The sequence below is a fragment of the Sphingosinicella ginsenosidimutans genome, assembly GCF_007995055.1.
GTDB classification, from domain to species: Bacteria; Pseudomonadota; Alphaproteobacteria; order Sphingomonadales; family Sphingomonadaceae; genus Allosphingosinicella; species Allosphingosinicella ginsenosidimutans.
Genome location: NZ_VOQQ01000001.1, coordinates 1,282,343 through 1,302,079, shown reverse-complemented (window position 1 = coordinate 1,302,079; position 19,737 = coordinate 1,282,343). Strand labels below are relative to the sequence as shown.

The window sequence follows — 19,737 nt, the reverse complement described above, 5'->3', positions numbered from 1 at the left end:
CGGTTCGGGTTCAGCCCTTGAACGCGTCCTTGGCGGCGCGCCGAAGGGCCAGCTCCTCGACCGTGCCGGCGCGCATGAACGGATTGGTCGCCCGCTCCATCGCGATCGTCGTCGGCACCGTCGCCTCATTGACGGCGCGGGCGGCCTCGACCCGCAGCAGCCGGTCGGAAATCGCCTGGTTGTCGGGCTCCGCGACCCGCGCATAACGTGCGTTGGCGAGCGTATATTCGTGCGCGCAATAGACCTGCGTGTCCCCGGGCAGCGCCTCCAGCCTGCGCATATTCGCGAACATCTGCGCCGGCGTCCCCTCGAACAGCCGCCCGCATCCCATCGCGAACAACGTATCGCCGATGAACAGGACCGAATCCTCCGCCAGATGGTAGGCGATGTGGCCGGCCGTGTGCGCCGGGACCTCCAGCACCCTCGCGATATGCGCGCCGATCCGCACCTCGTCCCCTTCCCTGACCAACCTGTCCAGCGTCGCAATGCGCGCCGCTTCGGCGGCGGGGCCCGTGATCGCGCAGCCGGTCGCCGCCTTGATCGCGGCATTGCCGCCGGTGTGATCGCCATGCCAGTGCGTGTTCCAGATCTGCGTGATCCGCCAGCCGCGCGCCGCGGCCGCTTCGATCACCGGATCGGCGAGCGCTGGATCGACGACGACGGTTTCGGCGCTGGCCCGGTCATGGACCAGCCACACATAATTGTCCGAAAGAACCGGGATCCGGACGATGTCGAGCATCGCCACGACCTACGCCTTCGCGCCGAGCAAGGCCAGCGCCTCGGCGGCCAGCCGCCGGGTCAGCGCCTCGGCGGGCTCGCCCGCCCGGCCGAGCCGCGCCGATTGCCCTGCCCAGGCCGGGCTGAACGAAAGGTCGCCTTCCGCCTCGGCGGCCTGGCGCAGCGGCGCGAGCGCGCTCGCGGCATAAGGATAAGGCGGCGCTTCCGCCCGGATCGGGCCGAGATCGCGGGTCAGCCGGCCGGGCAGGCCGCGCGCACGGCCGCCGCTGATCAGGTTGGTGAAGGCGGTCAGCTCCGCCTCGGGCCCGGCGAGTGCCGCGCGGTGCGCCGGATGGATCAGGCTTTCGGGGCAGTGGAGATAGGCGGTCCCGAGCTGCACCGCGCTCGCGCCGAGCGCCAGCGCCGCCGCGATCCCGCGCGCGTCGGCGATCCCGCCCGCCGCGATCACCGGCACGCCCACCGCATCGGCGATCTGCGGCACCAGCGCCATCAGCCCCATCGGCGCGCCGGCATCGGTGGGCAGCCAGTCGCTGGCATGTCCGCCCGCTTCCCAGCCTTGCGCGATCACCGCATCGACGCCGGCCGCCGCGAGTCGCCGCGCCGATTCGACTCCGGTCGCGCTGGCGATGACGAGCCGTGCCGCGGCCCGGACGCGCTTGAGCAAAGGGCGGTCCGGAAGCCCGAAGTGGAAGCTGACGATGTCGGGCCGCACCTCCTCCACGACCGCGCACATCGCCGCGTCGAACGGCAGCCGCAGCGGCGGCGCCTCATCGGGGGGGCCCACGCCATATTCCGCATAATAGGGGCTCAGGAGCGCGCGCCAGTCCGCTTCGTCGGGCGGCGGCGGCATCGTGTGGCAGAAGAAATTGAGATTGATCGGGCCGGTGGCGCGCGCCCGCAGCATGGCGACCTGCTCGCGTACCGCATCCGGCGTCAAAAGCGCGCAGGGGAGCGAGCCGACCCCGCCGCCACGCATCGCCGCGACGGCGAGGTCGACGCCGCCCGCGCCGGCCATCGGCGCCTGGATGATCGGCGTCGCGGCGCCGGCAAGGTCGATCCAGCGCCGATCGGTCCAGCTCACCACGTCCCCGTGTTCGGCATCGAGGCCCATGGCTCGGCCGGCTCGAGATAGCCGTCCTGAAGCAGCTCGATCGAGATGCCGTCGGGCGTGCGAACGAAGGCCATATGGCCGTCGCGCGGCGGCCGGTTGATGGTGACTCCCGCGTCCTTCAGGCGCTGGCAGGTCGCGTAGATATCGTCGACCTGAAAGGCGATGTGGCCGAAATTGCGCCCGCCGGAATATTCCTCCGGGTCCCAATTGTAGGTGAGCTCCACCTCCGCTTCGTCGTCGGGCGCGGCGAGGTAGATGAGGGTGAAGCGCCCCTTCTCGCTCTCCATCCGCCGCGTCTCTTCCAGGCCGAGAAGGTTGAAGAAACGCACAGTGGAATCGGGATCGGTGACGCGGATCATGGTGTGGAGATATTTCATGGTTCGATCTTCCCCGGCGCATTGTGAGTCGCACGCCCGCGCCTTAGGCTCGCGCTGTGCCACAGATGGGGGGCCGGCATGAAGATCAAAGCCATGATCGTGGGCCTGTCCGCGATCGCCCTTGGCGGCGTCGCGCTCGCGCAGGATTGGGGGACGCCGGCCGGGGACGATCCGTTCGCTGCCGATTATGCCCGGAGCCGCGCCCTGTGCCGGTCGCTCCAGGGACATGCACCGCCGCCTGCCGACCTGCCGGACGCGGGGACGCGCGGGAGCCTGCGCGGCTGTTCGTCGGAGGCGCTCTATTACGGGATCGGCATTCCTGCCGATCCGGTCCGGGCGCGGCTGTGCGCCTATGCGGAGATTGCCGAGGGCCGCGCCGACGCACCCTTCTCCGGAAACGTCATGCTGATGACGATCTATGCGAACGGCGTCGGCGCGCGCCGCGACCTCGATCTCGCAACCCGTTTCGCCTGCGGGCTGGACGGCGCCCCGGCGGAGATGGACGGTCGGATCAGCCACCTTGCCGATCTGAAGGCGCGGAATTGGCAGGGGCGCGACTTCAGCTACTGCAACGACATCACCAGCGGCCTCGCCATGGGCTATTGCGCCAGCCACGACGCCGCCATCGCCGAGGCGGGGCGCGCCGCCGAGATCGCCCGCATTTCCCGCACCTGGCCGCCGCCGGTCCGGCGGTCCTTCGCCGCGCTCCTCGCCGCGCGCGATGCCTATGCGGCGCTTCGCGGCACGAGCGAGACCGACATGTCGGGCAGCGCGCGGGTGGCGATGGCCACCGAATCCACCGAATCGGCGCGGGCGGAATTTCTCGGTCTGTTGCGCCTCCTCGAAGCAGGGAGGCTGCCCGCGGCCAGCGCGGCCGAATTCGCCGCCGCCGATCGCCGGCTCAACCAGGCCTATGCCGCAGCCCGGCGCGGGATCGGCGACATGGGCGGCACGGTCGGCTGGAGCGACATCCAGCGCACCCAGCGCGCCTGGATCACCTATCGTGATGCCTTTCTCGCCTTCGCCGCGCTTCGCTATCCCCGTGTCGCGCGCAGCAGCCTTGCCGCCGCATTGACCGAACGCAGGACCGCGATCCTCGACGACATGATCGGATAAACGCTTCGTCGTCATAAATGCACGGTTCATCGCCGTCATGCGATTCCCCCGTGGCCGCCGCGCATCGGGCGCGGCCGCATTCAAGGAGGGGATCAATGACTGAAATCCTGCGCGGCAACCGAGCCGCGCTCATCGCCGCGGCCATTCTCGGCCTCGGCATCGTCATCGGCGGCTATCTGCTCGGCGATGGCCTCAGGCGCGCCCGGATGGCCGATCGCGCCGTCACCATGCGCGGCCTTGCCGAGCGCGACGTCACCGCCGATCTCGCCACCTGGTCGATCGGCTTCGGCCGCGAAGGCACCGATCTTGCCGCCGTCCAGAACGACATCGAAAGCGACACCGCCAAGATTCGCGCCTTTTTCCGCGCGGCGGGATTCCCGGCGGAGGTCGTCACCGACGGCGGCGGATCGGTCAGCTCGCGCTACGACAGCGATCGTCAGGCGCAGATCTATTCGATCAATCGCAACCTTCAGTTCCGAAGCAATGACGTGATGCGCGCGCAGCGTGCCTATGCCCGCCAGTTCGATCTCATCCGCCAGGGCGTGCCGCTGCAGGGCGGATCGGGCATGACCTACACCTTCACCCGGCTGAACGAGATCAAGCCGCAGATGATCGCCGATTCGACCCGCGATGCCCGGCACGCGGCCGAGCAGTTCGCGCGCGATTCAGGGAGCCAGGTCGGCGCGATCCGATCGGCCACCCAGGGCTATTTCTCGATCGGCGCGCGTGACGGCGCCGGCGGCGAGGATGGCGGTGGCGACAACAGCTCGCCGCTCCAGAAGGTGCGCGTCGTGACGACGATCGACTTCTATCTCGAATGAGGCGACGGCGCCGGCGGCGGTGACGAGGCCTCCGGCAAGGACGCCGCCGCCGGCGCCTCGACCTCGTGAACCGTCGCAAGACTCGCCGCGGCGGCGCGGCCGGCGTCGCTGTCCGGGGCCGCAGCGACGACGCGTCGGTACAAGCGCTCGGCCTCGTCCATATGCCCCGCCTCGCCGGCGATCGTGCCGGCCAGCAACAGCGCATCGGGATTGTCGGGCGCGAGCCTGAGGGCATGTTCGATATCGGCCTGCGCGCGCGGTTCGTGCTGGCGGTGCGCCAGCGCGGCGGAAAGATACCAGGCCATCGGATCGTCGGCGACAAGCGTCAGCGCCTGATCGAGATCGGCGCGCGCCGCGTCGAGGCTGCCGAGCGAGACCAGCGCGCGGGCGCGATCGAGCCGCACCTCGCCACGCATCTGATCGGAGAGCGCATCGCTCCGCAGCGCCGCATCGAAGGCCTGGATCGCGCGCGCGGCTTCGCCGCCGGCAAGCCAGGCATTGCCGGCCTGGACCCAGAAATCGGGCGCGCGGGCATCGGCGGCGCCAAGCTCCCCGGCGGCCTGCTCATAATCCTCGGCCGCTTCGCGCCACCGCTCCAGCGCGACATAGGCAAGGCCCATGCACTGGCGCGCATAGATGCCGCCGCCGACGATCCGCCAGCCGCTGGCGGCCTCGAGCCCCGCCTCGGGCGAGGCGCGCACCTGATCGACGCAGGCGCGATAGCGCGCGCGCGTCTCGGCGTCGGGCACCGGGTTGGCAGTCGCCTGGAGGCCGGCGATGAGGATCAGCGGTGGGAAGGGCATCTAGCCGATTTGCTCCATCAGGCCCGCGACGGTCGCGGTCAGCAGCGCGATGTCGCTCTCGCGCGAAAGGCGGTGATCGCCGTCCTTGACGAGCGTCACCTGCACATCGTCTGAACGCACGAGGCGGGCGATTTCGGGCGCCCACGTCCAGGGCACGTCGGCGTCGCGCTGGCCGTGGAGCAGGCGGATCGGGCATCCGATGTCGATCGGCGCGTGCATCATCCGCATCGCCTCGCCGCTTTCCCAGAAGACGCGCGTGGTGACATAGGGCGTATCGCCATAAGGCGAGTCCTCCACCAGCCTGCCGTCGCGAAGGATCGTCATCTTCTGCGCCTCGGTGAAGCCCCAGCCGGTGAAATCGGGTGCAGCAGCAATGCCGACCAGGCCCTTCACCGCCCGTGGCCGCGCCAGCGCGGCATGGAGCATCAGCCAGCCGCCCATCGACGATCCGGCGAGCACGACGTCGCCGCCGGCCACCTGATCGATCATCGCGAGCACGTCGCCGAGCCAGCCGGCGAGCGTCTGCGCCTCGAAATCGCCACTGCTCTGGCCGCAACCGCCATAATCGAAGCGAAGGAAGGCGCGCCCCTGCGCTTCGGCCCAGGCATCGAGCGCGAGCGCCTTCGTCCCCTCCATGTCGGACATGTAGCCGGGCAGGAAGACGAGGCACGGCCCGCGGCCCGCACGATGGCGATAGGCGAGCATCCGCCCGTCCGCGCCGGCAAGGTAGGAGAAATCGGTCATGGCGCGGGCCTTAGCAGCGCCGCGCCACGACCGACAGGGTGGCTAGCCGGCGAGGAACGAATCCACCGCCGCGCGGAAACGCTCGGGCTGATCGAGCATGATGAAGTGGGCGGCGCCTTCCACCGGCACGACGCGGATCGAGGGCGCGGCGGCATAGGCGCCGGCGAAGACGGACTGGAACATCGCGGCGCGCGCCGGATCGGGCACCGCATAGAGCACGGTCGTCGGCACCCGGCCGATGGCGGGGACGTCGCCGCGCAGATCGGTCGTCATGTCCTCATAGAGCGCCTGGCCGACCGCCGCCCGGTTCGAGGCGTTGAGCCAGGCGCCGATCTGCGCGCGGCCGGAGTCGGTCAGCGACATGTTCGGCGGCGAAGGCTGGGCCCCATTCCCGTTGGCGATCGCATCGCGCATCTGCTGCGCGACCGGACGGAGCGAATCGACGCTCGCCCCCGGGCCCATCAGCGTGCCGAGGAAAGGGAGCGAATCGACGATCATCAGCTTCGAAATGCGATCGCCATGATCGCGCGCCAGCATCATGCCGACCAGCCCGCCCATCGAGTGGCCGATGACGGCGGTGCTTCGGATATGATTGTCGTCGAGATAGCGAACGATGTCCGACGTGATTCCCGCCAGCGTCCCTTCCGAACGGTTGGCGCCGGGATCGTCGCCACCGAAGCCGTTGACCTGGACGAGGAGGACACGGTGGCCGCGCGCGAGCTCCGGCGCGATCCCGTCCCACACCGCGCGCGGGCTGGCGAGGCCGGGAATGAGGACCACCGGATCGCCGCTGCCGATCGACACCACCGAAATATGGGCGAGCCGGGTCTCGGCCGATGCGCTCGCCGGAACGGTGGCGGGCGGGCTGGCCGGCGCCTGGGCATGGAGAATCGGGGTCGCGCAACAGGCAAGGCTCGCGAAAGCGAGGAGTCGGCAGATATGCATTTGGGTCACTCCGTTGCTGGATCTTCGAAAATGGCTTCGATCGATTGGCCGAACAGGCCGGCGATCCTGAAAGCGAGCGGGAGCGAGGGATCGTATTTCCCCGTCTCGATCGCGTTGACGCTCTGGCGCGAGACGCCGAGCCGGTCGGCCAGGTCCTGCTGGCTCCAGTCGCGCTCGGCGCGAAGCACCCTGAGCCGGTTCTTCATTTCCGCGCCTTGTTGATGATCCCGCCGAGGCCGAGGCCGACGCACCAGACGATGAACGCCCAATAAGCGGGCAGATGCGGCGCGAGTCCGAAATCCTCGAAAAAGCCCCAGATCGTCGCGACGACGAGCAGGAAGCAGGTCGCGACCAGCATCTTTCGCACCGCGAGCGCGCGCTGATATTCGTCCGTCTCCTCGACGAGCAGGCGGCCGAGAGCCCAGATCACCCCGAGCAGCGGCAGCGCCGGCACGATGGCGATCGCATAGAGCGCCGGGCCGTCCACATGGAGCCGATCATGCGCCGTGATCGCCCCCAGCAATCCGATCACATAAGCGGCCGACAGCGGCAATGCGCGGCGGGAATAGGCCATCGCGGCGGGCGTCGCGCAGCCTTTTCGGCGCGAATAGAGGGCGGCTTCGCGCCCCATCCACATCAGCGCGGCAAGCGCCGGGATCCACAGGGGAATCAGGGCCCAGCCCTCGACGCGCCACATATTGGTGAGGGCCGGCATGAGGCCCATCAGCGCAACGAACAGAATCATCGCGACAATGAGGCGGCCGCGCGGCGCTGGTGAAAGTTCGGCATCGAAGGCCATGGAAGGCGTCCTTTTCATTTTGTAAAGGTCGCTTTACGTGCCGGGCGGCAGCCTGTCAAGCATACTTGTCACGCTTGATCGCCAGCGCCTCCGCCCGCGCGGCTTGCCGCCGCTGCGGGCGGAGCCTATATCCGTCGCATGGCACGCGGCCGCGCAACCACGACCACGACCGTCACCCCGGGCCTCCCGGGGGCGATCGGCGCGCGCGTCACCGGCTGACGCGACGGGCCGGCGCCCGCCCGGGAACGGGTGGGCCGGCGCCGCTCTCCCGTTCCGCTCTTTTCCTCAGGCGCCGAGCCGTGCATTAGGCGCGCGAAGGACAGGAACGACCCGATGGACATGCTTTCGATCACGCTTCCCGACGGCTCCGTGCGCGAGGTCGCGCCGGGAACGACCCCGGCGGACATCGCGGCGGCAATCGGCCCCGGCCTCGCCAAGGCCGCGCTCGCCGCGAAGGTCGACGGCGAAGTGCGCGATCTCGCCCGGCCGCTGGAGAAGGATTCCAGCCTCGCCATCGTCACCGCCCGCGACGAGAAGGAGGCGCTCGAGCTCGTTCGTCACGATTATGCCCACGTCCTCGCCGAGGCGGTGCAGCGCCTGTTCCCCGGCACCCAGATCACCTTCGGCCCGGCGACCGACGACGGCTTCTATTATGATTTCGCGCCCGCCCCCGATCGCGGGCCCTTCACCGAGGAGGACCTGCCGGTCATCGAGGAGGAGATGCGGCGCATCATCGCGCGCGACGAGCCGCTGATTCGCGAGGTCTGGACGCGCGAGCAGCTGATCGATCGCTGGACGCGGCAGGGCGAGGCCTTCAAGGCCGAATGGGCCGCCGAGCTGCCCGAGGACGAGGAGCTGACCGTCTATCGCGCCGGCCGCGGCGAGGACGCATGGCTCGACATGTGCCGCGGTCCCCACCTCGCCTCGACCGGCAAGCTCGATCCGCAGGCGTTCAAGCTGACCCGCGTGTCGGGCGCCTATTGGCGCGGCGACCAGAACAATCCGCAGCTCTCGCGCATCTACGGCACCGGCTGGCTCAACAAGAAGCAGCTCGACGCGCATCTCGTCCGGCTCGAAGAGGCGGCGAAGCGCGATCACCGCAAGATCGGCCAGGAGATGGACCTGTTCCACCTTCAGTCCGAAGCGCATGGCAGCGTCTTCTGGCACCCCAAGGGATTCCTGATCTGGCGCCAGCTCGAAGCCTATATGCGCCGCCGGCTGGACGCTGCCGGCTATGTCGAGGTGAAGACCCCGCAGCTCATGGACGCGCGCCAGTGGGAGCGCTCGGGCCATTGGGGCAAATATCGCGAGAACATGTTCGTCGTTCCCGACGAGATCCCCTCGACCGACGAGGACGGCCCCGTCCTCTCCGGGACCGGCGACCTGATGGCGCTGAAGCCGATGAACTGCCCGGCGCACGTCCTCATCTTCAAGCAGGGGATCACCTCCTATCGCGAGCTGCCCATCCGCCTCGCCGAATTCGGCTGCTGCCACCGCAACGAGCCGCACGGCGCGCTCCACGGCATCATGCGCGTGCGCCAGTTCACCCAGGACGATGCCCATATTTTCTGTCGCGAGGACCAGCTGATCGACGAGATCCGGGCCTTCTGCGACCTGCTCGACAGCGTCTACCGGGACCTCGGCTTCGATTCCTACGCGATCAAGCTCGCGCTTCGGCCGGAGAAAAGGTTCGGCAGCGACGAGATGTGGGACAAGGCGGAGCAGGTGCTTCGCGACGCCGTCCATGCCGCCGGTCGCGACACCGCGGATTATGGCTGGGAGGAACTTCCCGGCGAGGGCGCCTTCTATGCGCCGAAGCTCGAATTCCACCTGACCGATGCGATCGGCCGAACCTGGCAGGTCGGCACGATCCAGGCGGACGAAGTGCTGCCCGAGCGGCTCGACGCGAGCTATGTCGGCGAGGATGGCGAGCGTCACCGCCCGGTGATGCTCCACCGCGCGATCCTCGGCACGTTCGAGCGGTTCATCGGCATATTGATCGAACATCATGCCGGCCGCTTCCCGCTCTGGCTCGCGCCGGTCCAGGCGGTGGTCGCGACGATCGTCTCCGACGCCGATGATTATGCGAAGGAGGTGGTGGCGAAGCTCGAGGCCGCGGGCCTTCGCGCCGAGGCCGACACCCGCAACGAGAAGATCAACTACAAGGTGCGTGAGCACAGCCTCGCCCACGTCCCCTACCTGCTCGTCGTCGGCAAGCGCGAGGCCGACGAGCGCACGATCGCGCTCCGCCCGCTCGGCGAAGGCGCGAAGCAGGAGGTGATTGCCCTCGACGCGCTGGTCGATCGGCTTCGCCTGGAGGCGCTGCCGCCCGACCTGCGCCGCTAATTTGCGCGCGCGGATCGCCGCATCTTTCAAATCCTCGCCCGAACGACTAGGTGGAGGAACCATTTGGGCATCAGGAGAAGCCAACATACGTCCGCCAATGAACCGGCGCCTCGCCGCCCCGCCGATGAACGGCCCCCGCTTCAACGAATTCATCAGCTCGCCGCGCGTTCGCGTGATCGACGAAAATGGCGAGAATCTCGGCGTCATGCTGACCGCCGAGGCGATCGAGCAGGCCGCTGAGGCCGGGCTCGACCTCGTCGAGGTCTCGCCCAACGCGGACCCGCCCGTCGCCAAGTTCCTCGATGTCGGGAAATTCAAGTACGAGGCGCAGAAGAAGGCGAACCTCGCCCGCAAGACCCAGAAGACGCAGGAGATCAAGGAGATCAAGATGCGTCCGAACATCGACGATCACGATTACGATACGAAGATGAAGAAGGTGAACGACTTCATCGGCGAGGGCGACAAGGTGAAGGTGACGCTGCGCTTCCGCGGACGCGAGCTGGCGCATGGCGAGCTTGGCATGCAGCTGCTCCAGCGGGTCCAGGCGGACGTCGCCGAAATCGCGAAGGTCGAACAGCATCCGCGCATGGAAGGGCGCCAGATGCTGATGGTGCTCGCGCCGCGCTGAGCCGGCGCTCAGACGGCGCGCGGCACGCCCGGCCGCCCCGTCGGGCATTCGAGCGCCGCGCGATCCCAACGGCCGAGATCGGCCGCCGCCTCATAGGTCGATTCGAGAAAGGCGAGCAGCGCCGCGTCGGGGTCGCTCGCGCTGCGTACGGCCTCGTAATCGAGCACGAACTCGCCGAGCGCGGCATCGAAGCGTGCCGATTCGGGCCTCACCCCGGCTTCGGCGAAGCCTTCGGGCGTCGGATAAGCATAGGAATAGAAGAACGGCCCGCCCTCCGCGCCGGCGCCGCCCGGCCAGAATCCGGCGCTTGAGACCTCGTGGCTATAGGCTTCGCGGGTGACTGCGTCGGGCAGGTTCACGATCCCGCCGGGATGGCGCGGCGCGGTCCGGCCCGAAAAGCGGGTGACGGCAAGGTCGAAGCTGCCCCAGAAGAAATGGACCGGGCTGACCTTGCCGAGGAAGGATGACCGGAACAGCCGAAGCACGCGATCGGCCGAGACGAGCGCGCCGAGCAGGCGACGGGCGACATCGGGCTCGCAGGCGCGCGGCGCCCGGTCCTCGGCGAAGGGGATGGCCGGATCGACCTCATTGGGCGCGGGGTGGATGCGAACGCGATGGCCGGCCTTCGCGAGCATCGTCATCGCGGCGGCATGGAAATCGGCGACCGTCATCGACTCGAAGGGCAGTGCGCGTCGCCCCGATCGATCCTCGAGCACCAGCGCGCAATCGACGAGGTCGAGCGCCAGCGTGAACGGCCCCGACGGGGCGTGGACCGGCTCGGTCGAAAGCCCGCGCGGCGTGAGGTGCAACGTCAGGTGCCAGCCATGATTGCGCCACGGCAGGACGGCCGTCGGCACCTTGCCGATCACCTGCGCGAAATAGTGCAATGTGACGATGGTCGGTCGATCGGCCGCAGTGAGCAACGGCCAGGGAGAATCTTGCACGTCGGCCTCCGCAAGCCCCCCGACGCTAGACGGCTTCAATCCGCGCCGAAAGTCCTTTAGGGCCGCTCGTCGATGAACGAAGAACTCGAAACGATGACGCGCGACTGGCTCGCCCGGATCGCGGGCGCCGGGGATCTGGCGGCGCTGGAGGCGGAGCGGGTCGCGGCGCTCGGCAAGCAGGGCGCGGTGACCGCCCTGCTCAAGACGCTGGGCGGCATGAGCCCGGAGGAGCGGCAGGTTCGCGGCCCCGCCATCCACGGTCTTCGCGAGGCGGTGACCGCGGCGATCGCGGCGCGCAAGACCGCGCTCGACGATGCCGAGCTCGAACGGCGGCTGGCGAGCGAGACGATCGACGTGACGCTGCCGGTCGATAGCGGGGCGCGCGGCACCGTCCATCCGGTGAGCCAGGTGATGGACGAGCTGGCCGAGATTTTCGCCGATCTCGGCTTCGCGGTCGCGACCGGGCCGGAGATCGAGGACCAGTGGCACAATTTCACCGCGCTCAACATGCCGGAAACGCATCCGGCGCGCGCGATGCACGACACCTTCTACCTCCGCGCCGGCGAGGGCGAGGAGGCGAAGGTGCTTCGCACCCACACCTCCCCCGTGCAGATCCGCACGATGCAGTCGCAGGAGCCGCCGATCCGCATCATCGCGCCGGGGCGGACCTATCGATCCGACAGCGACGCGACGCACACGCCGATGTTCCACCAGGTCGAAGGCCTCGTCATCGATCGGGGCATCCACATGGGCCATCTGAAATGGACGCTCGAGACCTTTCTCAAGGCCTATTTCGAGCGCGACGACATCGTCCTTCGCCTGCGCCCCTCCTATTTCCCGTTCACCGAGCCTTCGGCCGAGGTGGATGTGGGCTACACGATCCAGAATGGCCGGCGGGTGCTCGGCGGCAGCGAGAGGTGGATGGAGCTTCTGGGCTCCGGCATGGTCCATCCGCGCGTCATCGCAGCCTGCGGGCTCGATCCCGACGAATGGCAGGGCTTCGCCTTCGGCTGCGGCATCGATCGGCTGGCGATGCTCAAATATGGCATGGACGATCTGCGCGCCTTCTTCGACGGCGACGTGCGCTGGCTGAAACATTACGGCTTCGGCGCGCTCGACGTGCCGACACTGAGCGGAGGCGTCAGCGCATGAACGTCGGGTTCAGCCCACAGCATCGCTCGTCCCGGGCAAGGTCGAGGGGCGCCGGCACGGATTCATCATGGGCGCCGCTCGACTGCGCTCGCGGCGATCGGAGTCCGGCATGAAGTTCACCCTCTCCTGGCTTCGCGACCATCTCGACACCGACGCCGATCTCGCGGCGATCGTCGACAGGCTCACTGCCATCGGGCTTGAGGTCGAGAGCGTCGAGAACCCGGCCGATCGCCTCGCGCCCTTCATCGTCGCCGAGGTGCTGAGCGCCGCGCCGCATCCGCAGGCGGACAAGCTCCAGGTGCTCAGCGTCGACGACGGCAGCGGCGCGCCGGTGCAGGTGGTGTGCGGCGCGCCCAATGCCCGCGCGGGCCTGAAGGGCGTCTTCGGCGCGCCAGGCGCTTATGTGCCGGGTAGCGACATCACGCTGAAGGTGGCGGCGATCCGCGGCGTCGAGAGCCGCGGCATGATGTGCTCGGTCCGCGAACTGGAGCTCGGCGACGACCATGACGGCATTATCGAGCTTCCCGCCGACGCGCCGGTCGGGGCGAATTACGCCGCCTGGGCCGGCCTCGACGATCCGGTGATCGACGTGTCGGTGACGCCGAACCGGCAGGACGCGATGGGTGTCCACGGCATCGCCCGCGATCTGGCCGCCGCCGGCCTCGGCACGCTGAAGCCGGTCGCGGTGCCCGACATCGCCGGGACCTTCCCCTGCCCGATCGAGATCCGCACCGACGATCCCGAGGGTTGCCCCGCCTTTTACGGGCGCGTCGTGCGCGGCGTCGGCAACGGCGCCTCGCCGGCCTGGCTGCAGCGCCGGCTGAAGGCCGTCGGCCAGCGGCCGATCAGCGCCCTGGTCGACATGACCAATTATATCATGCTGTCCTACGGCCGGCCGCTCCACGTTTACGATCTCGCGAAGCTGGACGGCGCGCTGGTCGCCCGCCGCGCGCGCGACGGCGAGGAGGTGCTGGCGCTCAACGGCAAGAGCTATCGGCTCGATCCCTCGATCACCGTCATCGCCGACGATGCCGCGGTCCACGACATCGGCGGCATCATGGGCGGCGAGCATTCGGGGGTGAGCGAGACGACGACCGACATCGTCATCGAATGCGCCTATTTCACACCGGAGCGCATCGCGCTTACGGGGCAGAAGCTCGGCCTCGCCTCCGACGCGCGCAGCCGTTTCGAGCGCGGCGTCGATCCGGCCTTTCTCGACGCCGGGCTCGCGCTCGCGACGCAGATGGCGATCGACCTTGCGGGCGGCGAGCCGTCCCAGATCGTTCGCGCGGGCGAGCCGCCGCTGCGGCCGCGCTCGATCGCCTATGATCCCGCGCGCTGCGAGAAGCTCGCCGGCGTCGCCGTCTCCGAGGACCGGCAGCAACAGATCCTCCAGCGGCTGGGCTTCACGGTCACGCGCGATTCGCCCTGGCAGGTCGCGGTGCCGTCATGGCGTCGCGACGTGGACGGCGCCGCCGACATCGTCGAGGAGGTGATCCGGATCGAAGGGCTCGACCGGATTCCCTCGACCCCGCTGCCGCGCGCCGCCGGCGTCGCCCGCCCCACCGCGACGCCGATGCAGAAGATCGAGCGCAAGGTCCGCCGTGCCGCCGCGGCGCGCGGGCTGGACGAGGCGGTGACCTGGAGCTTCATCGCCGAGGATGAGGCGGCGCTGTTCGGCGGCGCGCCCTGGTCGCTCGCCAATCCGATCAGCGAGGATCTGAAGGCGATGCGCCCCTCGCTCCTCCCCGGGCTGCTCGGCGCGGCCCGCCGCAACCTCGCGCGCGGCGCCCCCAGCGTGCGGCTGTTCGAAATCGGGCGGCGCTATTGCGCCGATGGCGAGCGGCTGACGCTCGGGCTGGTGCTCGCCGGTGCCCGGCCGCGCGACTGGCGGGGCGGGGGCGGTGCATTCGACGCCTTCGACGCGAAGGCCGAGGCGCAGGCGCTGCTCGCCGCGGCAGGCGCGCCCGACAGCCTCCAGATCCTCGGAGAGGCGCCGGCGGGAGTCTATCACCCCGGCCGATCCGGGCGGTTCGCGCTCGGCCCGAAGGCGGTGCTCGCCGAATTCGGCGCGCTCCATCCCCGGCTGGCCCGCGCGTTCGATCTCGACAATGCCGTCGCGGCGGAGATTTTCCTGGACGCGATCCCGGCGCGGCGGGCCAGCGGCCATATGCGCAGCGCCTATGCTCCGCCCGCGCTCCAGGGCGTGACGCGCGACTTCGCCTTCCTGGTCCCGGCCGATACTCGCGCCGGCGATCTGCTGCGCGCGGTGCGCGGCGCCGACAAGGCTGCGATCGTCGATGCCCGGCTGTTCGATGTCTTCACCGGCCAGAACGTGCCCGAGGGGCAGAAGTCGCTCGCCGTCGAAATCGCGCTCCAGCCGGCCGAGAAGAGCTTCACGGATGAAGAGCTCAAGGCCATTTCGGATCGGATCGTCGCCGCGGCCGCGAAGCTCGGGGCGACCCTGCGGGCCTGATTACTGCGTCTGGACGAGCGCGTCGGTGACATGCCACCGCCCGTCGAGCCAGGCGCAGATTTCCCGCGCGCCCGGATGGTCATAGGCGGCGTAGCGCGCCTTCAGCGTCTCGATCCTCTCGCCGAGCCGGTCGAGCCCCCGATCCTGCAGCGTCAGCAGGTCGCGGCGGACTCGCTCCGCAAGCGCGTCGCCAAGCACCGTCCGCGCGGCGCGCGCGAAGGCGCCGCCATATTCATAGGCCTCGCCCGCCGCATAGCTTTCCCCGAGCGTCAGCGCGGGAATGCGGCTCAGCACCGGCTGCGAGGCGAGGTTGATCCCGTGGGCGGCGATGAAGGAGCCGATCCCCGCCGGCCGCCCGGTAAAGGCCCGAAGATGCAGGTGGCGCGACATGTTGGCGCCGTCGTTCACCGGATAATTGTCCCACAGGAAGGGCTTGCGCCGCAGCTGCTCCGAAACGCGCGCAAGGTGGCCGGTCGTGAACTGGCGCGCGCAGACCTCCTCGCCGGTCCACATGACGCCGATCGCCGGATCGAGCAGCCGGCCGAGCGTTTCGAGATAATGGTCCGGCCGCGCTCCGAAGGCGACGTCGAGGATCGGATCGTCGGAATAATAAGAGGGGCACAGCAGGAGGCGGCTGGCATCGCTCCGCTCGGCGGCGAAGCCGGCGATCGCCGCCTGGCGTTCGGCCAGGTCGGGAACGTCGCCCTTCATGTCGTCGAAAAGGATCGCGAGATCGTCGGGCTTCAGCGCGTTGATCTCGACGATCTTGCGGGCGAGGCCCTCCTGCCAGTCGCGGCCCTCGTGGAGGTGGATTTCGAACGGGCTGAGCCCGATTCCGAAGCGAACGCCGGCGGCGCGGCACTGACGCGCGAAGCTGGCGAGTTGATCGAACTCCGCCTCGGGCCACGGCTCCTGCCAGCGGCGGCGCAGGAAGGCGTCCGCCTTCGGCGCATAGAGGTAGAATCGATAGCCGTGCGGGGCGAGGAAGGCGACCGCGTCGCGCCGGTCCGCCCAAGTCCAGGGCAGGCCGAAAAAGCCCTCGATCAGGCCGAGCTCCGGGATCACGCGCCGCCTTCCAGCGCATTGATCGCTTCATGGACGCGCGCCTCGATCTCGCCGCGCTTGAGCCCCGGCGGAATCGGCTCGGCGAAGCGCATCGTGACGATTCCCGGACGCTTCACGAACCTGCCCCGCGGCCACAGCCGCCCGCTGTCGAGCGCGACCGCCGCGACCGGCAGCTTGAGCGCGCGATAGAGGCCGGCGAAGCCGGGCTGGAGCGGCGGCGTCTCGCCGGGCCGCACCCGCGTTCCTTCCGGGAAAATCAGGATCGGCCGGCCCTCGGCGATCGCCACCTCGGCGGCGCGCATCATCTGCCTCAGCGCCGCTGCGCCCCCGGAGCGATCGACCGGGATCGCGCCATAAGCGGTGACGATCCGGCCCCAGAAGGGAATCCGCGCAAGCTCGCGCTTCAGCACCATCGCCGGCTCGTCGAGCATCAGCACGATCTCGATCGTCTCGAACATCGATTGATGCTTGGCCGCGACGAGGACGGCGCCTTTGGGCGGCGCCCCCTCGATCCGGCTGCGGATGCCGAGAATGTTGGCGCAGCACCAGCGGTGATAGCGCGCCCAGCTGTGCGCCCAGCCGCGCGCGGCGCGCTCGCCGAACAGGCTGATCGGATAAGCGAGGAACACCGCGATCGCGGTCCAGCCATAGAAGACGAGCGCGAACAGCGCCGAACGCAGCACGGCCATCAGATGCCGACCAGGTCCGCCGCGCGGCCAAGCAGATATTTGTTATATTCGCTGAACATCTGGCCAAGGCTCGGATCGGTCGGCACGGCGTCGGCGAGGATGGCGAGGCCCGCGCCGCAGCGCTTGCGTATCTCATAGCGGGCGCGGGCCATGTGCAGGTCGTTGGTGACCAGCCGGATCGATCGGACATGGTAGCGGGTCACCCATCGGGCGACCTCGTCGGCGTTGGAGCGCGTATCGAACGCGTCGCGCCCCAGCGTCACGCAGCAATCCATCAGCGAGGGCCGGACGTGATAGACGCGTTCGAGATCGGCCTGGCGCACGGCGCGGTCGACGCCCGAGATCAGCATTCTCGGCGCAAGGCCGCGATCGAGCGTCGCGAAGCCGCGCTCGAGCCGGCCCGTGCCGCCGGTCACGACGACGATCGCGTCCGTATGCTGGTCGCCCGCCGGCCGCGCGATCGACACGGCGAAGGCGGCATAGCCCAGCACGTAGGCGAGCAGCGCGAAGGCGGCGAGGCGGATGAGCCAGCGGATCACAGCAATCGTCCCAATGCCCGAAGAATCGTGATTCTCGCCACCAGCATCGCGAGCAGGACGCCAAAGACCGGCAGCACCACCAGCGCGCCCCACGCGACCGGCGGCAGGGCGGCCGAGCCGATCAGTTCCGAGCCGAGCGCGGCCACCTGCCGGCCGAGGAGGATCAGGACGATCGCCGCGAGGATGAACCCGATCAGCCCGCCGAACAGCGCATCGAGCGCAATCCGCCGCTGGAACAGCCGCGCCACCTGCACGTCGGTCGCCCCCATGAAGTGGAGGATCTCGATCGTGCCGCGATGGGTGTCGAGCGCCGCGCGCGCCGCCAGGACGACGGTCGCGGCGGTCGCGCCGACCATCAGGACGACGAGCCCGACGGCGAGCCATTTGAGCGCGCCGATCAGCCGGGCCAGCGGCGCAAGCCACTGGGCATCGTCGTCGACCCGCGCCGCCGGCGCCGCCGCCGTCACCGCCGCCCGCAGCCGCGCCAGCGCGCCGGTATCGTCTGGCGGCAGATCGACGTCGACCAGCGCCGGCACCGGCAGGTCGCTTTCCAGGCCCCCTGCGCCGATCCAGGGTTCGAGCAGGGCATGAACCTCGGCCTCGGGGACGATCCTGACCTGGCCGACACCGGGGATGGCGTGCGCCGCGCGGGCCGCCGCGTTCGCCTGCGCCGCGCGGGTCGCCGGATTGGGCTCGACCACCTGGATCGTGATCCGGCCGCCGATCTGGTCCTTGAGCCGCGCGGCCGCGCCGCCAAGGCCAAGCCCGGCCGCGGCGGCGAGCACGGTCAGGAACATCATGATCGCGATCACCCAGGGCATCGGCCCGGCCATCCGGCCTTCGGGGAGCAGCCCGCGCTCGGCGGCGCCGAATCGTCGCGTCCCGGCCTTCACGCGTCGGGCCTCTGCGGCGGGTGGCGCAGCGCGCCGGTCGGATCGGCAAGCTGCCCGCGATCGAGGCGGAGCATCTCGGCCCGCTGGACCCGCGAGAGGAGGTGAAGATCGTGGGTCGCGACGACGACGGTGGTGCCGAGCTTGTTGAGCGAATCGAACAGGTGCAGCAGCCTTTTCGCCATGTCCGGGTCGACATTGCCGGTCGGCTCGTCGGCGACGAGCAGCTCGGGCCGGCCGATCACGGCGCGTGCAATGGCGACGCGCTGCTGCTCGCCGCCCGACAGCGTCGCCGGCCGCGCGCTGGCCCGGTCGGCGAGGCCGACCCAGGCGAGCATCTCGCTGACCGGATGGTGGAGATCGGCCTCCGCCACGCCCGACACACGCAGCGGCAGCGCCACATTGTCATAGGCCGACAGGTGCGGGACGAGCCGGAATTCCTGGAACACGACGCCGATCCGGCGGCGGAATCCCGGCAGCCGCCCGCGCGGCATCGTCACGATATCCTCGCCGAACAGACGGATCAGCCCGCGGCTGGGGCGCAGCGCGAGATAGAGCAGCTTGAGCAGCGACGTCTTTCCGGCGCCGGACGGGCCGGTCAGGAAGTAGAACCCGCCCTGCTTGAGAGAGAAGCTGAGATCCGACAGCGTCTCGGCGCCGGTCCCGTAGCGCAGGCCGACATTCTCGAACTGGACGATCGGACCGCTGGCGTTCAAGACGCTCCCCGCTCTTCGCTGACCTTGCCCCCGCGCTGCAATGCCACGCGCCCCGCGCGCGCGTAAAGCCCGTCCGGAATGGCGCGGAAATCCGCCGACTCTTGCGCGAACCGCTCGCAACATGCTTAGAGTCGCGAAAGAACAGGCAAGGCAACCCGATGATCCTCTCCTGCCCGTCCTGCCAGACCCGCTATGTCGTCCCGGACAGCGCGATCGGCCCGGCCGGACGCAAGGTCCGCTGCGCCGGCTGCCGGCACAGCTGGTTCCAGGAAGGCGTTGCCCCGGCGCGGCCCGCCATCGCCGAACCGGAGGACGACGGCGGGCCCGCGCCGGGCGAGGAGGCCGCCCCGCCTCCCCCCGTCGCTTTCGCGCCGGGCGCCGAGGAGTCGGGGGAAAGCTCGTTCCTCAATCCGCGCCCGCGCCGCAATCCCGCCCGGCGCTGGACGATCGCGGCGATCGCCTTCGCGCTTGTCGTCACCGGCGCCGCACTCGCGATCAGCTATTTCGGCCTTCCCGTCTTCGCGGAGCGGCTGCTGCCGGTCCAGGATGCCGATGCGCTCGGCATTTCGGGGACGGCGACGCCGAGTCAGCTCGCCAGCGGCAACACCTTGCTCGAGGTCCAGGGAGAGATCGTCAATCGCACCGGCGAGACGCAGCGCGTGCCGCAGATCCGCGCGCAGCTCAAGGATGCCGCTGGGCGGATCGTCTACAGCTGGTCGATTGCGCCGCCGGTGGCCGAGCTCGGGCCGCATGCCCGCGCGACGTTCAACAACGCCAATGTCGACGTGCCGCGCGAGGGCCGCAACCTGATCCTCAGCTTCGCGCCCCTGTCCTGACC

21 protein-coding genes are annotated in these 19,737 nt (G+C 69.6%); 7 read left to right on the top strand and 14 right to left on the bottom strand.

Features of this window, described 5'->3' with window-relative positions:
• Nucleotides 1-10: 10 nt before the first annotated feature.
• From gloB to FRZ32_RS06490, 3 genes are read right to left on the bottom strand one after another with little or no spacing between them, the layout of a single operon-like run.
• Nucleotides 11-739: a hydroxyacylglutathione hydrolase gene (gloB, locus tag FRZ32_RS06500; protein WP_147044363.1), complete on the bottom strand. Its 729-nt coding sequence runs from the start codon at nucleotides 737-739 to the stop codon at nucleotides 11-13.
• Between the two features lie 9 nt (nucleotides 740-748).
• Nucleotides 749-1,849, bottom strand: coding sequence for an NAD(P)H-dependent flavin oxidoreductase (locus FRZ32_RS06495; protein WP_147042750.1), 1,101 nt, complete (start codon nucleotides 1,847-1,849; stop codon nucleotides 749-751).
• Nucleotides 1,816-2,226, bottom strand: a complete 411-nt coding sequence (locus FRZ32_RS06490) for a VOC family protein (protein ID WP_147042749.1) — start codon at nucleotides 2,224-2,226, stop codon at nucleotides 1,816-1,818. The genes FRZ32_RS06495 and FRZ32_RS06490 overlap by 34 nt, the downstream gene beginning before the upstream one ends.
• A 78-nt stretch (nucleotides 2,227-2,304) precedes the next feature.
• Between FRZ32_RS06490 and FRZ32_RS06485 the strand changes: the two genes are divergently transcribed.
• Nucleotides 2,305-3,342, top strand: coding sequence for a lysozyme inhibitor LprI family protein (locus FRZ32_RS06485; RefSeq protein WP_147042748.1), 1,038 nt, complete (start codon nucleotides 2,305-2,307; stop codon nucleotides 3,340-3,342).
• A 95-nt stretch (nucleotides 3,343-3,437) separates the two neighbouring features.
• Entirely contained in the window at nucleotides 3,438-4,163 is a 726-nt protein-coding gene (locus tag FRZ32_RS06480; RefSeq protein ID WP_147042747.1) for an SIMPL domain-containing protein, read from the top strand.
• On the opposite strand, the gene FRZ32_RS06475 is transcribed toward FRZ32_RS06480, so the two are convergent.
• Genes FRZ32_RS06475 through FRZ32_RS06455 form a run of 5 tightly spaced genes read right to left on the bottom strand, consistent with a single transcriptional unit; the run spans nucleotide 4,151 to nucleotide 7,454 of the window.
• On the bottom strand, nucleotides 4,151-4,966 hold the full coding sequence (locus FRZ32_RS06475; RefSeq protein WP_147042746.1) for a tetratricopeptide repeat protein: 816 nt from the start codon (nucleotides 4,964-4,966) through the stop codon (nucleotides 4,151-4,153). The genes FRZ32_RS06480 and FRZ32_RS06475 overlap by 13 nt on opposite strands.
• Nucleotides 4,967-5,710 carry an alpha/beta fold hydrolase gene (locus FRZ32_RS06470; protein WP_147042745.1) on the bottom strand — a complete coding sequence of 248 codons (744 nt, stop codon included), beginning with the start codon at nucleotides 5,708-5,710 and terminating at the stop codon, nucleotides 4,967-4,969.
• Nucleotides 5,711-5,752: 42 nt separating this feature from the next.
• A complete protein-coding gene (locus FRZ32_RS06465) occupies nucleotides 5,753-6,655 on the bottom strand; it encodes an alpha/beta fold hydrolase (RefSeq protein ID WP_147042744.1) in 903 nt (300 codons plus the stop codon).
• Between the two features lie 5 nt (nucleotides 6,656-6,660).
• The gene (locus tag FRZ32_RS06460) at nucleotides 6,661-6,861 is read right to left on the bottom strand and encodes a helix-turn-helix transcriptional regulator (RefSeq protein ID WP_147042743.1); all 201 of its coding nucleotides are present in this window, start codon (nucleotides 6,859-6,861) and stop codon (nucleotides 6,661-6,663) included.
• Nucleotides 6,858-7,454: a hypothetical protein gene (locus FRZ32_RS06455; RefSeq protein ID WP_147042742.1), complete on the bottom strand. Its 597-nt coding sequence runs from the start codon at nucleotides 7,452-7,454 to the stop codon at nucleotides 6,858-6,860. Before FRZ32_RS06455 ends, FRZ32_RS06460 begins: the two co-directional genes overlap by 4 nt.
• 333 nt (nucleotides 7,455-7,787) lie before the next feature.
• On the opposite strand from FRZ32_RS06455, the gene thrS reads away from it, so the two are divergent.
• Complete coding sequence (gene thrS, locus FRZ32_RS06450; protein ID WP_147042741.1) at nucleotides 7,788-9,800, top strand: threonine--tRNA ligase; 2,013 nt, start codon at nucleotides 7,788-7,790, stop codon at nucleotides 9,798-9,800.
• A gap of 97 nt (nucleotides 9,801-9,897) precedes the next feature.
• Nucleotides 9,898-10,428, top strand: a complete 531-nt coding sequence (gene infC / locus FRZ32_RS06445; RefSeq protein WP_147042740.1) for a translation initiation factor IF-3 — start codon at nucleotides 9,898-9,900, stop codon at nucleotides 10,426-10,428.
• Between the two features lie 8 nt (nucleotides 10,429-10,436).
• Here infC and FRZ32_RS06440 read toward each other — a convergent pair whose 3' ends face one another.
• On the bottom strand, nucleotides 10,437-11,372 hold the full coding sequence (locus tag FRZ32_RS06440; protein ID WP_147042739.1) for a DUF5996 family protein: 936 nt from the start codon (nucleotides 11,370-11,372) through the stop codon (nucleotides 10,437-10,439).
• A 72-nt stretch (nucleotides 11,373-11,444) separates the two neighbouring features.
• Here FRZ32_RS06440 and pheS point away from each other — a divergent pair, with 72 nt between their 5' ends.
• Entirely contained in the window at nucleotides 11,445-12,524 is a 1,080-nt protein-coding gene (pheS, locus tag FRZ32_RS06435) for a phenylalanine--tRNA ligase subunit alpha (RefSeq protein WP_147042738.1), read from the top strand.
• 109 nt (nucleotides 12,525-12,633) lie between these two features.
• A complete protein-coding gene (gene pheT / locus FRZ32_RS06430; protein WP_147042737.1) occupies nucleotides 12,634-15,000 on the top strand; it encodes a phenylalanine--tRNA ligase subunit beta in 2,367 nt (788 codons plus the stop codon).
• Here the strand turns inward: pheT and FRZ32_RS06425 are convergent, their stop codons facing one another.
• Genes FRZ32_RS06425 through ftsE form a run of 5 tightly spaced genes read right to left on the bottom strand, consistent with a single transcriptional unit; the run spans nucleotide 15,001 to nucleotide 18,899 of the window.
• The gene (locus tag FRZ32_RS06425) at nucleotides 15,001-16,065 is read right to left on the bottom strand and encodes a beta-N-acetylglucosaminidase domain-containing protein (RefSeq protein ID WP_147042736.1); all 1,065 of its coding nucleotides are present in this window, start codon (nucleotides 16,063-16,065) and stop codon (nucleotides 15,001-15,003) included.
• Nucleotides 16,062-16,754 carry a lysophospholipid acyltransferase family protein gene (locus tag FRZ32_RS06420; protein ID WP_147042735.1) on the bottom strand — a complete coding sequence of 231 codons (693 nt, stop codon included), beginning with the start codon at nucleotides 16,752-16,754 and terminating at the stop codon, nucleotides 16,062-16,064. Before FRZ32_RS06420 ends, FRZ32_RS06425 begins: the two co-directional genes overlap by 4 nt.
• Nucleotides 16,754-17,293: a YdcF family protein gene (locus tag FRZ32_RS06415; protein ID WP_243445210.1), complete on the bottom strand. Its 540-nt coding sequence runs from the start codon at nucleotides 17,291-17,293 to the stop codon at nucleotides 16,754-16,756. Before FRZ32_RS06415 ends, FRZ32_RS06420 begins: the two co-directional genes overlap by 1 nt.
• On the bottom strand, nucleotides 17,290-18,186 hold the full coding sequence (locus FRZ32_RS06410; RefSeq protein WP_158635847.1) for a cell division protein FtsX: 897 nt from the start codon (nucleotides 18,184-18,186) through the stop codon (nucleotides 17,290-17,292). The genes FRZ32_RS06415 and FRZ32_RS06410 overlap by 4 nt, the downstream gene beginning before the upstream one ends.
• Nucleotides 18,183-18,899, bottom strand: coding sequence for a cell division ATP-binding protein FtsE (ftsE, locus tag FRZ32_RS06405; protein WP_243445209.1), 717 nt, complete (start codon nucleotides 18,897-18,899; stop codon nucleotides 18,183-18,185). Before ftsE ends, FRZ32_RS06410 begins: the two co-directional genes overlap by 4 nt.
• A 158-nt stretch (nucleotides 18,900-19,057) precedes the next feature.
• On the opposite strand from ftsE, the gene FRZ32_RS06400 reads away from it, so the two are divergent.
• The gene (locus FRZ32_RS06400) at nucleotides 19,058-19,735 is read left to right on the top strand and encodes a zinc-ribbon domain-containing protein (RefSeq protein ID WP_147042733.1); all 678 of its coding nucleotides are present in this window, start codon (nucleotides 19,058-19,060) and stop codon (nucleotides 19,733-19,735) included.
• Nucleotides 19,736-19,737: the final 2 nt, after the last annotated feature.

Coding starts and splice junctions, on each gene's coding strand:
- FRZ32_RS06455 (WP_147042742.1), bottom strand. CDS start 7,454: ATGGCCTTCGATGCCGAACTTTCACCAGCGCCGCGCGGCCGCCTCATT.
- FRZ32_RS06400 (WP_147042733.1), top strand. CDS start 19,058: ATGATCCTCTCCTGCCCGTCCTGCCAGACCCGCTATGTCGTCCCGGAC.
- FRZ32_RS06465 (WP_147042744.1), bottom strand. CDS start 6,655: ATGCATATCTGCCGACTCCTCGCTTTCGCGAGCCTTGCCTGTTGCGCG.
- FRZ32_RS06460 (WP_147042743.1), bottom strand. CDS start 6,861: ATGAAGAACCGGCTCAGGGTGCTTCGCGCCGAGCGCGACTGGAGCCAG.
- FRZ32_RS06495 (WP_147042750.1), bottom strand. CDS start 1,849: ATGGGCCTCGATGCCGAACACGGGGACGTGGTGAGCTGGACCGATCGG.
- pheT (WP_147042737.1), top strand. CDS start 12,634: ATGAAGTTCACCCTCTCCTGGCTTCGCGACCATCTCGACACCGACGCC.
- pheS (WP_147042738.1), top strand. CDS start 11,445: ATGAACGAAGAACTCGAAACGATGACGCGCGACTGGCTCGCCCGGATC.
- FRZ32_RS06480 (WP_147042747.1), top strand. CDS start 3,438: ATGACTGAAATCCTGCGCGGCAACCGAGCCGCGCTCATCGCCGCGGCC.
- FRZ32_RS06475 (WP_147042746.1), bottom strand. CDS start 4,966: ATGCCCTTCCCACCGCTGATCCTCATCGCCGGCCTCCAGGCGACTGCC.
- FRZ32_RS06490 (WP_147042749.1), bottom strand. CDS start 2,226: ATGAAATATCTCCACACCATGATCCGCGTCACCGATCCCGATTCCACT.
- gloB (WP_147044363.1), bottom strand. CDS start 739: ATGCTCGACATCGTCCGGATCCCGGTTCTTTCGGACAATTATGTGTGG.
- FRZ32_RS06485 (WP_147042748.1), top strand. CDS start 2,305: ATGAAGATCAAAGCCATGATCGTGGGCCTGTCCGCGATCGCCCTTGGC.
- FRZ32_RS06420 (WP_147042735.1), bottom strand. CDS start 16,754: ATGGCCGTGCTGCGTTCGGCGCTGTTCGCGCTCGTCTTCTATGGCTGG.
- FRZ32_RS06470 (WP_147042745.1), bottom strand. CDS start 5,710: ATGACCGATTTCTCCTACCTTGCCGGCGCGGACGGGCGGATGCTCGCC.
- infC (WP_147042740.1), top strand. CDS start 9,898: ATGAACCGGCGCCTCGCCGCCCCGCCGATGAACGGCCCCCGCTTCAAC.
- thrS (WP_147042741.1), top strand. CDS start 7,788: ATGGACATGCTTTCGATCACGCTTCCCGACGGCTCCGTGCGCGAGGTC.